The sequence below is a fragment of the Dysgonomonas sp. 216 genome (genome assembly GCF_010501065.1).
Taxonomy (GTDB): Bacteria; Bacteroidota; Bacteroidia; order Bacteroidales; family Dysgonomonadaceae; genus QVMM01.
On the sequence record NZ_QVMM01000022.1, the window covers coordinates 16,374 to 37,239 of the forward strand.

Consider the following 20,866-nt stretch of genomic DNA (forward strand, 5'->3'; position numbering starts at 1 on the left):
TCTACTTTATAATAGGTAAACAAATAATAAATTTAGTGCCTTTTTCGGATTCGCTTTCGGCCTTTATGGTACCCTTATGATCTTCAATTATTTTTTTCACATAAGCCAAACCTAAACCAAATCCTTTTACATCGTGCAAATTACCGGTAGATACTCTATAAAACCTCTCAAAAATCTTTTTCAGATTATCTTTTGTTATACCAATTCCGTTATCCTCTACCGATATATAAACTTTACTTCCATTATTCCACGACCTGATCATCAACTCCAACGGAACATCTTCCCGCCTGTATTTCACTGCATTATCCAACAGGTTAAACAATACATTTGTAAAATGCATTTCATCTACAAAAATAGTAGATTCTGTTGCTTGCAAATCAACATCAATATGTCCGCCAAATTTTTCAACTTTTAGCTGAAACGTATTAGCCACACTGACAATCATATCGTTCGCATCCATTTCTTTCTGCTTTAGCGTTGCCCTCTGTTTTTCAAACAACGACATTTGCAGTACCTTTTCGACCTGAAAACTCAAACGCTTTGTTTCATCGTTTATCACATTTGATATGTGCTTGAACACATCCGGAGATTTCAATATCGAACTGTCTCTCAGCATTTGGGCTGCCAGCGATATTGTAGACACCGGAGTTTTCAATTCGTGCGTCATATTGTTCATAAAGTCGCTCTTCATTTCCGACAAACGCTTCTGGCGGAATATCAAATATATCGTTATAATAAACGTTATCAACAACACAAACGTAAACAAGATGATGGGAACAAACTCCCTCGTTTCGCTCAGTATATAAGTTGTTTTAGTTGGGAAATAAACCCTCAAATAATTTAGCTTATCTCTCGGATCGTTCGGGAACAAAACCTGCCTGTATAAAGCCCTGCTATCTTCAACACTGAAATCTTCCGACCGATAAATCGGTTTATCATCCTTATTTACTACTTCGAACGTAAATGGCAACTCTATGCCATTAAATCTTAACTCGTCCTTTATGTTGTTCTGTAAGCTCTTTAAATCGACCCTTTCTTCAAACAGAACTTTGCTAGGCGCATTTACCAAATTGTTAAGTACATCGTTTAACAAAGCCTTTTCGTACTCGTAACGTTGCCTTTCGGCTTCTTGCAATTCGTACGACCTTTGAGAGATAGACTTAGACCCATGATTAGGCGATAAAAAAACCGAACCCGAAGGTCTCTTCCTTACAGTATGATCAACCTGAACATCAACATTTCCACTTCCATCGGGCATTGTAATTTTCCACTTCTGCTGGATAGTAGTAGTCGACTCACCCATTTGGTTTAGCGAAATACGTTCCTTGTTCTTTGCTTTTGCTCGCCCATCATCAAGATACTTTTTAGTCTGTTCCAGTTCTAAGTTTTTAGAGACCTGATAAAGACTTCTGCTCACAGCTTCGTTAAACTGATTATCCCGCATGAGGACTGCCGATCTGAAAAAGTTAATTTGCAGATATATGAGCCCAAAAAACGCGAAGGCCATTATCGCAGCTAATATCCATATAGTCGACTTTTTCATTCAGTTTCCCTTACCTTAATTTCATTTACACAATAGATACGACATGTAAATTTAATTAAGATTTAGTATTTTAACAAATAAAGAAGCCTTTTGTTTATAAAAATTACAACTTTGTTATAAAACACCCTTTCTAATTAGTCTGTTTTTTAGAGTTTTAATATTTCAAAACATTATTGTGTCAAATTGAACCGAATACTTACCCCAAAATTGGTGTTTGTGGTTGGGTAAGAGGATGCCGACACTAAAGGAGTATTAACAGCCCTGTCGAAGAACGCACTAAGTGTTAATGCACGGCTTAATGCGTAGTTAGCAGCTAGTTTTATTGTAAGCACTTCTGTACCGGCGGTTGCCTGCGAGAAGTATTCTTCTATTTTTCGTAGTAACGAATGTGTTTTTCGGTACGATAAATCGCCACTTAATTTAAGATCGTTATTAAATCCGCCCTGATTACGAGAAGTTAATCCTACCACCCGATTAAATTCGTTTATAGTATATCCCATTCCTACAACAATTTCTTTTGTGCGCGATTCTACAATCTGATACGAAGTTATATTCAGATTCAGATTTCGCTGTGTATTATAGCGGGCACGCAATGTAAGGCTATTATTAAGAGTTCCTTCGGTACCAAATAACGGGTTAAATTGTTCAACAATACTAACCGACGATATATTATAAGGCGAAGAAGGCATTGGATTACCAGCTAAATTCTGAGTGAAACCAAGCCCGTTACCGGCACTAACCCAACTAGAAAACGACTCGTACGAACCGATACGGTATTGGCTGGTATAACCATGCATTATTCTCAACGACTTAAACTTGTCTCTTATCCAAGGCAGTGTTATAAGCCCATCATAAGTTATAGTCCAGTTAGGCACCAAAGAACTAAGCGAAGGGAAAGGGGATAAGGATATTTTATCAGGATCTTTACCTGTGTATGCTGCCAAAAATGCAGGTATTAACACATCGGCAGAGTTTTTATCTACACCTCCATAAAGAACAGGGTCGTATACTCCACCATTAGGACCACCCGGCTTGCTCGCATTATGATTTTTAAGAAAGCCGCTTTCTGGGTATCTACTATTTTGATATTTATTCTCTAAACGGTTTGCTATCTGTGTTCTGTAACCAACAAATTTTTCGAAAGCCTTCGAATAATAATCATTATTTGCATTAACAGACTCGAAAGCCGAACCTATAGATATTGTTGTTATTGTAAAACTACCACCATAACTTTTAGGTTTTCCGTCGTACATGTATTTGTAGCTTGTGCGGTCGTTCGTTTCCCTTAAAGCAGATAAGTTTATTTTCAGTCCTTTTATAGGTTCTAAATCAGCTTTAATATCAAGTTTCTCCATTGAGTTAAATATAGCCGGACTAATATTCATTGCATTATCGAGAAGTAACCACGATTCTTCTTTAGACAGTAATTTATCCACATACTTTTCCCCGCCATCAAATCCAAAGGCAAACCCCACACCGGGAGCCATTCCGTCATCTCTGCTGTTTTGTCCAAAGAAATCGCCAACATTAGGTTTGAACCCATAAATATGATTCTCCTTACGTCTCGAATAATTAATAGATATACTACGTAACGACATCAGCCCCCGAGCCGAATATTGAGCCACTTTATACCAAAGCTGTTCTTCGGGATCGGGCCCCTGCAAAACATTTACCTTCAGTTTTACGGTATCTTTAACATTGATACGAATTGTATTATCATCTGTTTTCTTAAACTTGATTTTATATATTTTCCCATCCGACACACGTCTGGCCGAAACAATAACATTCTTTGTTTTTAAATTATGATTTATAACTGTTGCCGAATCGGTATTTAATGTAACTTCTCGCTCAAATTTTCGGGGCTTCTTTGCTTCGGCACGCACCGGTCTTTGAGGCGTACGAGGAGAGCTTGACATATTAAATTTCTGATTCACTTTTCGTAAAAAAGCCGACTTGTTATACAAAGTCACCATATTAAATCTGTTATTCAAACCAAAAGTCAAACTGTTACTCAACGAGTTACCCACTTTATACTCGTTCGACACATCAGTCCCCCGCTGCCAGCTATAAGAACTCTCGTAATTAGCCGATGAATTTGCCCAATCGAGGAATGGAATATCTGAGAATGGCAATGCATAAGTAACCTTTGCAGTTTGGTTATACGACAACGGAGTACCCAATTGCTTCAAGCTCTGAATTACGGTATCTTTCCACAGCTGATAATCGTCAGGATTTAGCTTTTTGTTTACCTGCAGATAAGGTTCATAAATTTCGGCCTTAGTTCCGGTTTGTATACTCGTTTTCAGATTTTTTGTAAAGTCCCATGTCATACTGAAACTTCTGTCCCAATAGAAATTCGAACTGAAAGACAAATACTCATTGTCTTTATTATCTCCACCCAGAACGTAACTTTCCAGATCCCTTACTGCTGTTTCGGTATAATACCGGCTTAAATACGAATTAAACGATATATTAGTTGGCAAATAATTGAAACCTAACGACTTTGCATATTTCAACATCGGAGCTTTACTCTTCGTTTCGCCAAAAGGCTTCCATGTTTTCATCAACGGCGAATACGAATAAGTTACACTCGCCTTATAATCTTCGGTACGATCATAAACCGTTGTAGGATCGGACATCTCGACCGAACTTTGAGCATACCCGAAAGTAAAGTTAGCCGGGTCGTAAGGCATTGGGGTTTTACTCTTAATATTTACCTTAACACCACTTAAACTAAAGTTTTTGCTGATAGTCTTAGTCTGAGCCAAATTCTTTATAGAATCTTTCTCGGCTTTAGTACTTACCGCCGACATAGCCTCATCGAGCGAAACATCCTGATCTAATGGATCGTACTGTGGAGTTGTTGTTTCATTTGTATAAGTATAGTACAACGGAATTGTCATCTTAGCTTTTTCGGGTAAAAACCGCCCTAAGTCGACATTGGTAGCTATACTATATGTATGATAGTCGTCCTGTCTTCTTTCCATCAGGCTTTGCTCTATCGAACCGAAGCCTGCGGTTTCTTTTCGTCCTGTAACGTTTACCGTCCCAATATCGGATAAACCTATACTAAGATTTCCTTGTGCTGCCCATCCTCCTTCTTCGTCAAAATCGGTAACCCGTAATTCATTTACCCATATCTCTGCCGAATGTGTTCGTGATGAAGTATTTCTTACCCCGATCATTATCACATTAATCTCTGCTAACGAAGGGTTACCCATTACCGTCACTTTATTAGTCGGCTTCTCCGGATCTTTCTCTTCATCATATGGCGTTGTATATGAATAAGACGATCCGGCTTGACGTTTTTTCCTATTACGATTAACTTTCACGTTTTTAAGCAGTTCGAGAGGAAAGTCGAACATATTTTCCTGAGGCCACACAATTAAACGGTCTGCCTCGTTTTTTTCGTTATATTTTCCGCGAGGTGTTATGCTTAAAGGCATTTCGTACTCGTAATAGTTATTCTTATAATCGGAACCCAAACGAATGAATACCCTCAAATCTCCCTTCTTCAATTCGCCTAAACCACTTATAAGTTCCTCGGCATGAGTAAACATTTGTAAACGCTTAAACCGGCGTAAATCGTAAGACGATGTTTTATAAACTGCACGTGTAGCTCCAAAGCCATCCAAATCAATAACCTGCAAAGATAGCGCTTGTTCGTTTTCCTGCCGTAATTGAGGCTGACTAGGATCAAGTATACGGGTTACTCCCGGAGGTAAAACATAATTAACAGGCTCTTTATTGCTGTTTTCTTCTATACTTACCGAAGAGACATTTATTTCTCCTCCATTAGGAGTATTTATATCATGATTCAGATTTTGGGTGTATGTTCGCCATTCTCCCCTCACAAGTTCGAGCGTACCAAAACGGAGGAATGTTGGTTTTTCAAACCCATGCATAAACATACGCATGAAACGTATCGATTTAAAATCCTGAATAGACCCAACCTTTTCTTTCGCATCATCCCTAAGCGGAACTTTAAACAAATACCATGTCACTTCACCATCTGTACCGTTTTCCAACTTCACTTTTACTTTCCGGGCCTCGGTAATGTAGTTTTTACCAACAGCCATAGAGCTTTGTTTCAGATGAATTTTATATTGGTAATACGATTCTTTTTCGTTTAAGGTATAATCCTGATCTATATCTTCCACATCGGGTACCCTCCGCGATGTATTTATCATGTCGTTATCGGTACTGGTCGAGTTACCTTCCGTTCCGTTATAGTACTTATAACGATCGAGAATGCTTACCCTATCCCTGTCGTAATCGGCTCCCCTGTAATGATGATAATTATCTCCGGCAGGGTCATTCAGTGGCGAAAAAGGATCGTTTTGCAAACGGATGTAGGCATCTGCATTCCCTTGTACTTTATCTATAAATTTCTCAACATAGTTTTTATACGAGTAGTATTCATGCTCCTCTTCGGTTCTCAAACCATTAAGCCCCACATCCTGCATATACAATGCATTACTCTGGCTGGCGTCAAATGCATATACGGTCGATTGCCTATTAGGCACTTTACCCCATGCCGTAAAGTCGACCTGAGACAAATCGCCGCTTACAGGCAGACCGTTTTCATAAAATTTACGCCCGTCTTTCAAAATATCTTCCGACACATCGCCCAAGTTAAAATAAAGATACCCACCATGATTTTTATCACTCTCATTAGTAATTGTATCATTATATGTAAAGGGATCCATCAGCCAAAACTCAATATACTCGTAGTTATTACTTTCAAAATCCTGAACAGGCATTTTTCGGAAAATACCTCCCCAACGCTTTTGCGGATCTTTCAGTTTACCTTCGTTCGATATATTTACAGCATCAAGGTTATATGGCCCCCGTTGTTCAGGGTAATACGAAACGTTAAATGCAGTAATTATTGCATTCTCGCTATAAAGGGTTTCCCTGTTAGGATACAGTTCGGTAACACTAATTTCACGCACAAAATGATTCGACAATTGGTTTTTATCCTCTTTTATGTGCGAAGGTGTGAGCGACGAATTTCGGCGGGTAAACAATCTGTCGATATTAAACCAAGCCATGTGCGCCCTGTTATATCCATAATCTACACTATCGCTTTTTGATTCGTCGAACATAGACGGAGTAGATGCTAAATTCCAACTATATGGGTCACTCAATGATAAGCGGGAACGGGACGATTCAAAATCGTCGAGATAAGAATACCCGCCTGCATATTTATTTGTATAGTGACCGGGAATCATGTGGGCAAACTCTCCGTTAAAAGCTATTTGCGATGGAGCTGTTGCGGTTACAAAGGGAAGCTTATCAATCAAATCGGTAAGTAATTGCGATTGGGTGCGATATGATGTATTTACCCCCCAAAGCGTATTTTTTACCGATTCGCCCCCTACCTCAGTTTTCATAACCAAAGGCTTTTCGTACATATGCATGAAGGTTGTCCCTATATTAAAATCTTTCGAAAACTCGTAACTAAGATTCAGACCTAACATCGTTTTCTTTTGCATACTGAAAAACGACTGGTTTTCGAGCGAAACGCTAACCGATGTTCCCGCATCAATTATACTTTGGTCGATTATCCTTACAATGCCCGACATATAATCGACAGAATAGTGAGTTCCTTCTGTCAATTGCACCCCTCCTGCCATAACTTTAACCGACCCGCGTGCCACATTGGTCGCATTCAGGAATATCTCGTTATTATTGCTAGCCTTATATGTCCCCGATATTTTAAATTTATTTCTCTCCGCATTCTGACGGGCAACAGTCAAAGTCGAATCATATAGCTGCTGATAAACATACCTATCAGCAATATCATCGTTTTTAATCCTTTTTCTTAAATGCGACCCGAACGGTTCGATTACAGGAAAAATAATTCTACCATTTTGAGGAATAACCGTATACCCTTCTAAAAAGTCGAATATACCATCACCATTTGCTCTTTCCCTCTTTTGCGAATCCAACCTGTCAAGGTTCATCACACGCAGCAGCACTGTATCTTTTAAAATGCCCTCGGGTATATAATTTATATATGTTCCCGTTGTATCGCTCTGATAAGAAATATTAAGCCTGAATTTATCCGATTGCAGTTGGTACGCACCAAGCGAATAAACGTTTTTCATCATCAGATGCCATGTGTAAGAGTTAGGAGACATAGACACCGGCTTCAATAATTTCAAGATCAATGCTCCCGATTTTGGGTTACCCGAATCGTATTTATCAACAATATCTGCACCAAACTCTCCAACCTTATACGTCTTTCCCAACACTTCATATTCAAAAGCAACAGCCAAAATCTCATCAGATTGCAAGGTGCTGTTTAACGATATATATCCTAACTGCGGATTAAAAGAATACTCGCTGGAAGATAGTAGACGAGCGCTTTCAAGCTTTTCGTAGGCTGTGCCCGCAGTAAGCCCTGTTCCACCAACAGTGCTAAGAGTAGATGTAACTTTACTTATATCGCGAATATCGGCATAAGTAGTTGTCATTTCTTCATATAGTGTATTCGCTCTATTTTCGGGGTATATCCCTGTTCCTGTCCATATTGTACTATCTTTTATCACTTTAGGCTCTCCTAAATCGGCAAAAGCAACAATATTACGTGCCTGATCGAAATTCCCCCTCTTGTTTGTAACCCAAACCTGCATTCGCGAAATTATAACAGGCGACTTTACATACGGCAAACGGCTCATAGCCTCATCGTACTGATCGCGAAAATAGTGACCTAGAAAGAAGTGCCGGTTTTCATCGTATTGGTCTGCTTTAAATTCGTACGACGTTGTTTGTACACCGCCTTTCGAGTTAACAGTCTGCGATTCCGATTCCTGTTGCGAGATTACCGTATTTACACGCAACTTACCGAACTGTAGATCGGCACGGATACCAAACAGAGACGAGACTCCGGGAATAAGAGAGTTTGTTGTATTAAAACTAATATTCCCTCCTTCAAGGTAACGTATTATCTCATCCTCCTTTCCTTCGTATGCAAGTTTTACTTTCTTCGAATCGAAATCGAATGTTGCTTCCGTATCGTAATTCAGATCGAAATTAACTTTATCTCCTACCGACGCATTTACACTTAACTTTATCTTCTCATCGAACTTGAATGTAGTATTACTCCTACCCTTTTGCGGCATAGTAGGGTCGTCAATCGATTGATGCCTCACACCCATCGACAATTCAACATATCCTTGGGGCTTAAAACGTATACCTCCGGGACCGAATATTTTTTCGGCAGGACCAATATTGATTTTTATATCTTTCAGATTGTAATCTTCCGTTGTACTTCCTTTTTCAACCAGTTCCGAATTTTTCAATTTAAAATATTCCGACATCGATTGTTTTAATGTATAATCCTGATATTGCTTTTCGTTAAGGGTAAAAGGTGTTACCCAAACATCATTATCGATTTTAGATTTAAACAGGTAAACATTATTTTTAAGGTCGTATTCTATCTCGGTTTTTACATTTGACGGATCTCGTAAATCTATCGGTGTACGGTTCTCCAAATCTTCGTAAGTAGATATTTGTGTTTTTTTCACAGGATAACGCGCACCCGCTACCGAATCCTCGTCATTCTGGTTTTGAGGAGGAGTTTGCTGTACTTCGGGCTGCAATAATACGCTCTCTGTTCTGCCGGAAGTTCCGGAAAACAAACTCAGTACCCCTAACATTAAGAGTACCGATAAACAAGCATATTTAAGAATTCTATTCAACTATCAATCCTGTAGTTTTGAAAAGATTATAACATTTTAAGTGCTAATTTAAGAACCTCTTCGATAGTACAATCGGGCTTATCTTTCAATATTTTAGAAACAGCCTTATGCGAAACGTTTTGAGGAAACCCTAACATAACAAGTGCAGCAACCGATTCCTCAACAATCTTGCTATCAACCACCGATGGTATGCCAACACCTTCCGATATTCTTATCTTATCTTTCAAATCAACAATAACCCGTTGAGCTGTTTTCAGCCCAATACCTTTCACTGTTTTCAACATATCGGCATTGCCCGAGGCTATAACCGATTCCAATTCGTGCGGATTCATTGACGACAATATCATCCGGGCTGTTCCTGCCCCGATTCCCGATACGCTTATGAGCAATAAGAACAACTCCCGTTCGTGTTTGTCATTAAACCCAAACAATAAATGAGCATCTTCCCTTATAGCTTCGTAAACATATAACTTCGACGACTTTTGCCCGTTAAGCGCCGAATATGTATTCAGGGAAATATGAAGCAGATATCCAATTCCGTTATTTTCAATTACTACCGATGCAGGTGTTAATTCTGCTATTTCTCCTTTTATATAATCTATCATCGAACTACAAATCTTTTACCTTATAATAACAACGTCAAAAATATTAAAAACGTATAACCCTCTATTAAGTTTATTCAATCATTGCATTTCGTTAAAAAAACCAAACGCACTAAACATGTCATTTCTAACATCATGAGATTATACATTCTTATATATTGTTGTATTCTATCGGTTTCTTTTTAATTATATTAATCTGCAAAGATAAAATTCTTTGAATTACTTATTTTATCTTTGTGAAAATAAATCCGATTTAATATACAGAAAATTAATGCATATGAAAATTAAAGATGTAATAAATCCGGCAAATACTCTATTAAAAGACCGGTATTCGATAAGAAAATATAATCCATCGGTAAAAATAAGCAAAGAAGAAATGACAAATCTTCTTCAGGATGCTATAACAGCGCCATCATCGCTTAATTTACAACCTTGGCGTTTTGTTGTTATCGACTCCGAAGAGGGCAAGAAATTAATAAAACCTTTTATGATGTTCAACGAAGTGCAATGCGACACTTCGGCTGCAATAATTGCCGTTTTTGGCGATATGCAAAACGCATCATATACCGAACAGATTGTTTCCGAATCGGTAAAAACGGGACTTATGAGCGAAGAGCATGCTCAGGCTCGCATAGCTAAAATAAAACAATATGCAGGAAGCTACACACCCGAAAAGGCTAAAGATGTTATTGTTTTCGACTGCGGTATGATAACTATGCAAATTATGTTAGCCGCCAAAGCATATGGATACGACACAAACCCTATAGGCGGATATATGAAAAAAGAACTGACCGAAGCTTTAGGGCTCGACACCAATCGTTATATACCTATGATACTTATTTCGATAGGAAAAGCTGATGAAGCACCGCATGACACAATACGCTTTTCGGCCGAAGAAATAACCCAATGGAAATAAATTAAGCAAAACCCGAAACTCTATAATTTAAATATTACGATATGAGAAAAAGAAAATTATCACTTTTTTTATTATTAACGTTAGCTATGACTACAATACAAGCAAATCCATTTTTTAAAGCTTACAAAACGCCTCATGCAACCGCTCCTTTCGATAAGATAAAGAACGAACATTATCTGCCGGCCATCGAAAAAGGAATAAAAGACCATCAGGCTGAAATAGACAAAATAGTAAATTCAAAAGAAGCTCCTACTTTCAAAAACACAATTGAGCCTTTCGAAAAATCGGGCGATTTGTTAGGCAGAGTAACAACAGTATTTTTCAATCTGTTGAGTGCTGAAAGTAATGACGAAATGATGCAAATATCGCAAGAAGTTTCCCCTAAACTATCGGAGCATTCGAGCAATACAACCCTTAACGAAGGCTTATTTAAAAAAGTAAAAGCCGTATATGACAAACGTAACGAATCGGGCCTAAATCCCGAGCAGATACGTTTGGTTGAAAAAATATACGAAGGGTTCGAAAACAGTGGGGCCACCCTTAGCGATGCCGACAAAGCTATTTATCGTGAACTTTCGACAGAATTAAGCAAGTTGACTTTAAACTTCGGGCAGAATGTATTAAAGGAAAGCAACCTCTTCGAAATGGTTTTAACCGATGAAGCTGACCTTGCCGGACTACCCGAAAGCATTAAAGAGGCTGCAGCAATGAGTGCCAAATCGAAAAACAAGGAAGGATGGCGCTTCGATCTTTCTGCACCCAGCTATATCGGCTTTATGAAATATTCATCGCGTCGCGATCTTCGCGAAAAGCTATATATGGCTTACTGCACGAAATGTGTTAAAGGTGGTGAGTTCGATAATAAAGAAAATGTTATAAAAATAGCTGAAACCCGCCTTAAAATAGCCAATTTATTAGGATACCCTGACTATGCCACATTGAGCTTACGCAATAAAATGGCCAAAAACAAAGAGTCGGTCTACGATTTATTGGATAAATTGTATGCGGCATACGCTCTAAGCGCACGACAAGATGTAAAAGAAGTTCAAGGTTTTGCTATAGGAATGGAAGGCAGTGCGGTTGAGATTCAACCTTGGGACTGGGCTTATTATTCGGAAAAACTGAAAGATGCCAAATATCAGGTAAATGACGAACTGATACGTCCATACTTTGAATTAGAAAACGTAAAAAAAGGTGTGTTTGGTTTAGCTACCGACTTATACGGATTAACGTTCAAGAAAAACTCGAAAATTCCGGTATATCATCCCGAAGTAGAGGCGTTTGAAGTATTCGATGCCGATGGAAAATTCCTTTCCGTTCTTTATACCGATTTTCACCCACGTGATGGAAAACGTCAGGGAGCATGGATGACCAGCTATAAAGATCAGTATATGCGTGACGGAAAAGATTCTCGCCCGCATATTTCAATAGTGATGAACTTCACTCGTCCAACCGAAAACAAACCGGCGTTACTGACTTTTGACGAAGTGGAAACTTTCTTACACGAATTCGGACATGCACTACACGGTATGTTGAGCAAGTGTACATACGAAACCCTTTCGGGAACAAGCGTAGCACGCGATTTTGTAGAACTACCCTCGCAAGTGATGGAAAACTGGCTGACAGAAAAAGACTACCTTGATAAATTTGCGGTACATTACCAAACTGGCGAACGGATTCCTGCCGAATTAGTGAAAAAACTTGTAGATGCTTCAAATTATCTTGCAGGATATTTGTGCTACCGTCAATTATCATTCGGATATCTGGATATGGCTTGGCACACACAAACCAAAGCCTATACCGGCAACATTCTGGATTTCGAACAAAAAGCGATGAGTAAAACTGCTGTGCTTCCTATTGTTCCCGGCACAAATATGTCGGTATCGTTCAGCCACATTTTCGCTGGCGGATATGCCGCAGGATATTACAGCTACAAGTGGTCGGAAGTATTGGATGCCGATGCTTTTGCCTCATTCAAAAAAGCCGGAATATTCGACAAAGAAACAGCAACATCGTTCCGCAAAAACATTTTAGAAAAAGGTAACACCGAAGATCCGATGTCGTTGTACATTAAGTTTAAAGGACACGAACCTACTGTTGATGCACTGCTCGACAGAAACGGAGTGAAATAAACAAACAGAATAAAAATATTTCTACACAAATAAGCCCAAAAGAAAATTTCTTTTGGGCTTATTTATTTTATTAAAAGCATGTTTAATATCCTAGTCCTTAAACGAAAGTTTAAAACCTGCATACGCGGCTATTCCATAAAACAACAAATCCAGAGGTTCGAACCATGCTTTCATTATATCTATAGAATCGGCAAAACCATGTCCTGTAAGATAGCTGAAATAAGACATTTCGAGCTCGTTAGCCATTATAGCAACAACACTAAAAAAGTCGCCAACTACACAGGCAATCAAAGCAAACAAGCCTCCTATTATTCCAAACATAAAAGATTTGCCCTTACCCATGCGATAAACCAAAAAGCCGACTAATAAACCAACCCCAATAGCAGCATATCCTATTTTATAGTTTGTTATAACAGTAATCAGTGTCCATATTAGTGCACCTACAACAGTACCAATAATTCCTCCAAGTATAGCCCCTGCAAAATTCTTATCTTCGTAAGCTGAATCAATTTCCTCTACTCTTTCCAACGTTGTATCTAAAGATTCTGCACTCAACGGCTCAGCAACAACAGCCTCTGTAATATTTTCATCCTTTTGTACAAAACCATTAAATGCCGAATTTAATTTATCTTCTACTCCATCCTGCATGTTTGTTTTGTAAGCATCGTCACTGCCAAAATCATAATCTCCGATTTCCGAATTTCCATCTTTCATAATAAAGTGTTTTAAGTTAGTGTTATAGTTAGTTCTAGTGTATATATGTGTGAATGCTAGACTGTTAATCGGGCATAAGGTGCAGCATCGATAGAGCAAAAATCGTTATCTAAATATTTATAATAGCCCGATATTGCTACCATCGCCGCATTATCGGTTGTATAGCCAAACTTCGGGATATAGATATTCCATCCATAACGCAGCCTGTAGTCTTCAAAAGCCTGTCGTAACCCTGAATTTGCCGATACTCCTCCGGCTACTGCCACGTCCTTTATTTTAAGGTCTTTTGCAGCTTTATATAATTTATCCATCAGCACCTCGATTATGGTTTGCTGCAACGAAGCACATAAATCTTTCTTATTTTCTTCTATAAAGTTGGGATTTTTTTTCACTTCATCTCTCAGCAAATATAAAAAAGAAGTTTTTAATCCGCTAAAACTGTAATCGTAACCCTGTATGTGAGGCTTATTAAATTTGAATTTCGAAGGATCGCCTTCCTTTGCTAACTTATCGACAATAGGACCACCCGGATAACCTAAACCCATAACCTTTGCGCATTTATCAAAGGCTTCGCCTGCGGCATCGTCAATAGTTTGTCCTATTATTTCCATTTCTTTGTACGATTTCACAAGTACAATCTGCGAATTTCCACCCGAAACCAACAAACACAAGAAAGGAAAAGCAGGAAATTTTTTATCCTCTCCCTCTGCTTTTATAAAGTGAGCTAAAATATGCGCATGCAAATGATTTACATCAACCAAAGGAATTTGCAAAGCTGTAGAAAAACCTTTAGCAAATGATGTTCCTACAAGCAACGACCCCATTAGTCCGGGACCACGAGTAAAAGCAATAGCGCTAAGTTCATCTTTATCAACCCCTGCAAGTTTTAAGGCTTCGTGAACAACAGGTATTATATTCTGCTGATGCGCTCTTGACGCCAATTCGGGAACAACTCCCCCATAACTTTCGTGTACTTTCTGGCTCGACACTACATTCGACAGCAAAATACCATCACGTATAACCGCAGCAGCAGTATCGTCGCACGACGATTCGATACCTAGTATTGTAATCATAAAATAAATGCGTTGTTTTATTCAAGGCTACAAAATTAAAGAATAAACTTTATGTTATTGCAATAATGTGATGATTAACTATGTTTAGATAACTAACCGAAGTTATTCATTCAATCTAAAAATAAAGCAGAAGCAAATATATACGAGTTTCTTAACAAAAAATCGGCCGTGAAATTTATCTATATATTGACTGTTGGTTATATTTTATTTACAACAACAATTAAACAGTTATGAAATATGCTAAAAACTGTCAGGTGTGTCAGGTTTTGAAATTTTAGTTCTTTTAGAGTGTTTTCGGCAAGATATAACTCTACACAAGTAGAATAAGTGTGTTTTTTTATTATACTCATTTACTGTTACTGCAAGTGGTTTTCGATCACACGCAATAAGTATAATTTTAAAGAACGAAAATCTGTCAGAACCGTCAGGTTTTATAAAATACACTAGCTACAACACACTATAACAACGACACAATTCTACCAGAATAGAATACAATCGAAATATAACTCATACAAATTGAGATATTAAAAAAACAGAACAGAGCTCTACTCTTGTTATAGATGACGTAGTTTTATGCTATATTTACAGGTCGAATTTGAATCAGGAAGAATTATGAAATATCTCATATGCTATATAGCGCTTTCGCTTTCGCTTATTAGTTGCACAGGACAATCTGATAGTCGTGCAGCAAACAACAAAGCACACAATACAGATCAAATATCTATAATCCGTTTCGATAAAGACTTACATTCGTATATTAAAGATCCGAGTGAGAGTAATTTGACAGGATTAAAAAACAAATACAAAAATTTTCTGCCGGCATTCGGACGTGTCACAATAAATAATTCCGACTCGTACCGTTCGGAATTTTATACCCGTCTACGTCAGTATTTTTCGAATCAAATGTTATCGAAGATATATGACGATGCTTTAACCACTTTTTCCGATTTCAGCTCATACGAAAAGGAACTAACCAAAGCAAACCAACTGATTATAGAAAACTTTCAGGATCAGCAATTACCGTTTCTTTTTGTTCATGTATCGGGGTTTAAAGAAAACGTCATGGTTCTGCCGGGTGTAATATCGCTTTCGGTCGATAAATATCTTGGGCAAAATTATCAGGCATACAAGCAATTCTTCGAAGATTACCAACGTATACAAATGCAGCCTAACCTTATAACACGCGATTTTTTAAGGGCTTGGATATTATCGGAACAAGTGAAAGCTGTAGAAACCCCTTCGTTACTCGACGAAATGATAAAGGAAGGCAAAACACTTTACATCCTTTCGCAATTATTGCCCGATTGGGAAGAAACGAATCTGATTAGTTACACTTCCGATCAGATGAAATGGTGTACAGATAATGAAAAAGATATATGGAAAATTATCATAAAGAAGAATCATCTTTACGAACAAGACTATCAAATTATTAATAAATATATTAACGATGCACCTTACACAGCAACATTAACAACCGATTCGCCCGGAAGAGCCGGAATATGGGTTGGATGGCAAATAGTTAAAGCATATATGACAAAAAATAAAGCATCGTTATCACAGTTGGTTAACACAGCTTCGCAACAACTATTAAAAGATTCGGGGTACAATCCTTGATGTTAAAAACCTGTTCATACTTTTAAAGAAAAAAGAGCATACGGAAGATAAAAGTCCAGTATCTTTGAATCTGGAAAATCACTACAAAAAAGAATGGAAAGCAATAATAAAAAAGGTCAGCGCAGAACAAAGAAAGATTCAGATATAACTATTCCCGATATAGGGCGGATACAACCACAAGCCCGAGAATTAGAAGAAGCTGTTCTTGGAGCTTTGATGCTTGAGAAAGATGCATATTCGCTGGTTAGTGATATATTGAAACCCGATAGTTTTTACGACAATGTACACCAAATCATATACCGTGCCATTGTAAGCCTGGCTATAAGGCAGGCACCGGTAGATATGCTTACCGTTGTAGAAGAACTTAAAAAAGAAGGAGAACTCGAATCGGTTGGTGGTCCTGTGTATGTAGCCCAGCTTACCGAAAAAGTTGCTTCGGCTGCACATATCGAATTTCATGCCCGCATCATAGCCCAAAAATATCTGGCAAGGGAGCTTATCTCTTTTTCTTCGCAAGTAACAAATAAAGCATTCGACGAAACTTCGGACGTAGACGACCTGATGCAGGAAGCCGAAGGAAAGTTATTTGAAATATCGCAAAGAAATGTAAAGAAAGACGTTACCCAAATAAACCCTGTAATTAAAGAAGCTCTCGACTTATTAAGTATTGCGGCCAGTAAACCCGAAGGTATGAGCGGCTTGGAAACAGGCTTCAAAAGTCTGGATAAGATAACATCAGGTTGGCAAAATTCCGATCTTATTATTATTGCTGCCCGTCCTGCAATGGGTAAAACTGCGTTTGTACTATCTATGGCCAAAAACATGGCTGTGAGTTACAATACTCCTGTTGCATTATTCTCGCTTGAGATGTCGAACGTTCAGCTGGTTAATCGTCTGATTGTGAACACTTGCGAAATTCCGGGCGAAAAAATAAAAAACGGACGGCTCGAACCTTACGAGTGGGAACAACTTGACTTTAAGATAAAGGAACTTTATGACGCTCCTTTATTTATCGACGACACCCCCAGTCTGTCGGTATTCGAACTTAGGACAAAGGCACGCCGACTTGTTCGCGAACATGGTGTGAGAATTATAATAATCGACTACCTTCAGTTAATGAATGCCAGCGGGATGAATTATGGTAGCCGCGAACAGGAGGTAAGTATGATATCGCGATCGTTGAAAGGTTTAGCTAAGGAACTTAACATCCCTATCATTGCCCTGTCGCAGCTGAATCGTGGTGTTGAAGGACGTACAGGAGCAGAAGGAAAGCGACCTCAGTTGTCCGACCTTCGTGAGTCGGGAGCAATTGAGCAAGATGCCGATATGGTTTGCTTTATACACCGCCCCGAATATTACAAAATATTTGAAGACGAAAAAGGAAATTCACTGATCGGGCTTGCCGAAATTATTATAGCAAAACACCGTAACGGTGCCACAGCCGACGTTCTTTTGCGTTTCAAAAGCGAATTTGCCCGTTTTCAGAACGTTGACGACGAATATAACAGTGTAAACGAGTTCCGGTCTAAAATAAGTACTGCACCCCCATCGTTAACACCGGGAGGAGGTAATGACCCGATGCCGTTTTAAGAGTGATATTCAACCAATCCTATAAGGGGCGATTTCAGTATTTTGCTGATCTGCGCCCCGTATTGTTCAGCAACCTCTGTAAGTATATCTTTATAATAATAAGCGATAGAGCCTGTAAAAGCCAATGGATATTGTTCATGGTTGTATTGCGAAATACAACGTTTAAAAAACAATTCGAAGTTTGCATAAACCAGTCCATGTACATACTCATGTCCGATATGTGTATTCAAAAACTCAGACAAACTTGCCAGAAAACGATTGGGATAAGGCTCCTTATAAATACGTGTTATAAGCTGTTCGTAAGTTAAACTATATGTACTAAAAAAAGATTGTGTTATGTCGTCCGGAGCCAAACCTTTCAGGCAATCGCCTAAAAACATCTTGCCTAACACCGAACCACTACCCTCGTCACCTAATATATATCCAAGCGAACGCACATTCTTTATTATCTCGTGCCCATCGTAAAAACAAGAGTTCGACCCTGTACCTAAAATACAAGCTATTCCTTTTTCATGTTGTAATAAGGATCTGGCAGCCGCAAGCAAATCGGTATCGACACTTGCCGTAACAAAAAAGGTCTCGGATAGAATGTCATTAATCGTTCGCTTTACTTCGTCCGACACGCAACCCGCCCCATAATAGTGAACCGAAGCATATTCATTAACAAAGAACGAATCAGCCAACTGCTTTTTTATTGTATCGGATATCGACTCCGCCGATTGCATAAGTGGGTTTATTCCATCGGTCATACTCCGGGTTTTAATCTCTCCATCCTGAATAATCACCCATTCTGTTTTAGTAGATCCGCTTTCTATAATAAGTTTCATTCTCTCTTCATTTTCTAATACATACAAATGTAATAGAAAAGATGCCAAGTTGTCGCAATCTATTGCCCCTACTTTTTTTCAGACTGTTTTTTTGTCAGTTCTCATTTTTGGCACGGATTTAGCATGTAATGTTAGCAGAACATTAATTTATTTATTAAGTATAACGATATAAAGATTAAGATTATGAACATTAAACCATTAGCAGACAGAGTGCTTATTAAGCCAGCTGAGGCTGAAGAAAAAACAGTAGGTGGAATTATAATTCCCGATACAGCTAAAGAAAAGCCATTGAAAGGCGAAGTTATTGCAGTTGGTAACGGAACTAAAGATGAAGAAATGGTTGTTAAAGCCGGAGATAATGTTTTATATGGCAAATATGCCGGAACCGAGCTTGAATTGGATGGCAAAAAATACCTTATTATGCGTCAATCCGACCTTTTGGCAATTATCTAATAAGAATCTTTATTCATTAAAAAGCAAAAAATAAAAATATTAAATCATGGCAAAAGAAATTAAGTTTAATATCGATGCTCGCGACCAACTGAAAAAAGGTGTTGACGAGTTGGCAAATGCAGTAAAAGTAACTCTTGGACCTAAAGGTCGTAATGTTATCATCGAGAAAAAATTCGGTGCCCCTCATATCACAAAAGATGGTGTAACTGTAGCAAAAGAAATAGAATTGGATTGCCCATTCGAAAACATGGGAGCTCAACTGGTAAAAGAAGTAGCTTCTAAAACAAACGATGACGCCGGCGACGGCACTACTACTGCAACTGTATTGGCTCAATCAATCATCAGTGTAGGTTTGAAAAACGTTACAGCCGGAGCTAATCCTATGGATTTGAAACGCGGTATCGACAAAGCTGTTGCTAAAGTTGTAGAAAGTATCAAATCTCAATCGGTTGAAATCGGTGACGATTTGAAGAAAATCGAAAATATTGCTAAGATTTCAGCAAATGGCGATGAGACTATCGGAAAACTGATTGCAGAAGCAATGGATAAGGTTAAAAAAGAAGGAGTAATCACTGTAGAAGAAGCTAAAGGAACCGATACATACGTTGATATTGTAGAAGGTATGCAATTTGACAGAGGTTACATTTCTCCATACTTTGTTACCGATACAGAAAAAATGGAAGCAGACCTTGAAAATCCATATATCTTGATTTATGACAAAAAGATTTCTGTATTGAAAGATATTCTTCCAATACTTGAATCTGCTCTTAAATCGGGTCGTGCATTATTAATCATTGCCGAAGACATTGATTCAGAAGCGTTAACTACACTTGTTGTAAACCGCCTTCGTGCAGGATTGAAAATTGCAGCTGTTAAAGCTCCCGGATTCGGAGACCGTCGTAAAGAAATGCTTGAAGATATAGCAGTTCTTACAGGTGGAACAGTAATTTCGGAAGAAAAAGGGCTTCAACTGGAAGCTGCAACATTAGACATGTTAGGTACAGCTGATAAAATTACAATCAACAAAGACAATACTACTATCGTAAATGGTGCTGGCGACAAAGCTGCCATTGCTGCACGTGTAGGACAAATCAAAACTCAGATCGAAAAAACTACTTCAGACTACGACCGCGAAAAATTGCAAGAGCGTCTTGCTAAATTAGCTGGTGGTGTGGCAGTTCTTTATGTAGGTGCTCCATCGGAAGTAGAAATGAAAGAGAAGAAAGACCGTGTTGACGATGCTCTTTCTGCTACTCGTGCTGCTATCGAAGAAGGTACGGTTCCGGGAGGAGGTACAGCCTATATCCGTGCTATTGAGGCTATCCAAAACCTTAAAGGCGAAAACGACGATGAGACAACAGGTATCGAGATTGTAAAACGTGCAATCGAAGAACCTCTTCGTACTATTGTAAACAACTGTGGAAAAGAAGGCGCAGTAGTTGTACAAAAAGTGAGCGAAGGAAAAGGAAGCTTTGGTTACAATGCACGTATGGATGTATACGAAGACCTAGCCGCTGCGGGTGTTATCGACCCTGCTAAAGTAACCCGTGTTGCTTTGGAAAATGCAGCTTCTATCGCTGGTATGTTCTTGACTACAGAATGCATTATTGCAGATAAGAAAGAAGATAACCCAGTTCCTGCAATGCCTCCAATGGGCGGAGGAATGGGCGGCATGATGTAATAAAGCCAAACT

General features: G+C 38.6%; 12 protein-coding genes. 6 read left to right on the forward strand and 6 right to left on the reverse strand.

From position 1 onward, the window contains the following. Nucleotide 1: 1 nt before the first annotated feature. The 3 genes from D0T53_RS11960 to ruvA form a co-directional block, all read right to left on the reverse strand. The gene (locus D0T53_RS11960; RefSeq protein WP_163268211.1) at nt 2-1,543 is read right to left on the reverse strand and encodes a sensor histidine kinase KdpD; all 1,542 of its coding nucleotides are present in this window, start codon (nt 1,541-1,543) and stop codon (nt 2-4) included. Nucleotides 1,544-1,713: 170 nt separating this feature from the next. Continuing rightward, on the reverse strand, nt 1,714-9,210 hold the full coding sequence (gene sprA, locus D0T53_RS11965) for a cell surface protein SprA (RefSeq protein WP_163268262.1): 7,497 nt from the start codon (nt 9,208-9,210) through the stop codon (nt 1,714-1,716). A 68-nt stretch (nt 9,211-9,278) separates the two neighbouring features. Continuing rightward, nucleotides 9,279-9,857 (reverse strand): Holliday junction branch migration protein RuvA, encoded by a 579-nt coding sequence (gene ruvA, locus D0T53_RS11970; protein ID WP_163268213.1) that lies wholly within the window; start codon nt 9,855-9,857, stop codon nt 9,279-9,281. 274 nt (nt 9,858-10,131) lie between these two features. Here ruvA and D0T53_RS11975 point away from each other — a divergent pair, with 274 nt between their 5' ends. Together D0T53_RS11975 and D0T53_RS11980 are read left to right on the forward strand one after the other, a co-directional pair. Beyond that, nucleotides 10,132-10,770, forward strand: coding sequence for a nitroreductase family protein (locus D0T53_RS11975; protein WP_163268215.1), 639 nt, complete (start codon nt 10,132-10,134; stop codon nt 10,768-10,770). A gap of 86 nt (nt 10,771-10,856) precedes the next feature. Beyond that, nucleotides 10,857-12,902: a M3 family metallopeptidase gene (locus tag D0T53_RS11980; protein ID WP_163268264.1), complete on the forward strand. Its 2,046-nt coding sequence runs from the start codon at nt 10,857-10,859 to the stop codon at nt 12,900-12,902. A gap of 90 nt (nt 12,903-12,992) precedes the next feature. Here D0T53_RS11980 and D0T53_RS11985 read toward each other — a convergent pair whose 3' ends face one another. Both D0T53_RS11985 and tsaD read right to left on the reverse strand, forming a co-directional pair. Continuing rightward, on the reverse strand, nt 12,993-13,616 hold the full coding sequence (locus D0T53_RS11985; protein WP_163268217.1) for a hypothetical protein: 624 nt from the start codon (nt 13,614-13,616) through the stop codon (nt 12,993-12,995). A gap of 56 nt (nt 13,617-13,672) precedes the next feature. Further along, the gene (gene tsaD, locus D0T53_RS11990) at nt 13,673-14,689 is read right to left on the reverse strand and encodes a tRNA (adenosine(37)-N6)-threonylcarbamoyltransferase complex transferase subunit TsaD (RefSeq protein ID WP_163268219.1); all 1,017 of its coding nucleotides are present in this window, start codon (nt 14,687-14,689) and stop codon (nt 13,673-13,675) included. Between the two features lie 612 nt (nt 14,690-15,301). Here tsaD and D0T53_RS11995 point away from each other — a divergent pair. Both D0T53_RS11995 and dnaB read left to right on the forward strand, forming a co-directional pair. Continuing rightward, nucleotides 15,302-16,303 carry a DUF2268 domain-containing putative Zn-dependent protease gene (locus D0T53_RS11995; RefSeq protein WP_163268221.1) on the forward strand — a complete coding sequence of 334 codons (1,002 nt, stop codon included), beginning with the start codon at nt 15,302-15,304 and terminating at the stop codon, nt 16,301-16,303. A gap of 93 nt (nt 16,304-16,396) precedes the next feature. Next, nucleotides 16,397-17,893, forward strand: a complete 1,497-nt coding sequence (gene dnaB / locus D0T53_RS12000) for a replicative DNA helicase (RefSeq protein WP_163268223.1) — start codon at nt 16,397-16,399, stop codon at nt 17,891-17,893. Here dnaB and D0T53_RS12005 read toward each other — a convergent pair. Then, nucleotides 17,890-18,720, reverse strand: a complete 831-nt coding sequence (locus D0T53_RS12005) for a hypothetical protein (protein WP_163268225.1) — start codon at nt 18,718-18,720, stop codon at nt 17,890-17,892. The two genes, dnaB and D0T53_RS12005, sit on opposite strands and share 4 nt — an antisense overlap. 183 nt (nt 18,721-18,903) lie before the next feature. On the opposite strand from D0T53_RS12005, the gene D0T53_RS12010 reads away from it, so the two are divergent. Beyond that, nucleotides 18,904-19,173, forward strand: coding sequence for a co-chaperone GroES (locus D0T53_RS12010; protein WP_163268227.1), 270 nt, complete (start codon nt 18,904-18,906; stop codon nt 19,171-19,173). 46 nt (nt 19,174-19,219) lie between these two features. Further along, nucleotides 19,220-20,854, forward strand: coding sequence for a chaperonin GroEL (gene groL / locus D0T53_RS12015; RefSeq protein WP_163268228.1), 1,635 nt, complete (start codon nt 19,220-19,222; stop codon nt 20,852-20,854). Nucleotides 20,855-20,866 lie beyond the last annotated feature (12 nt).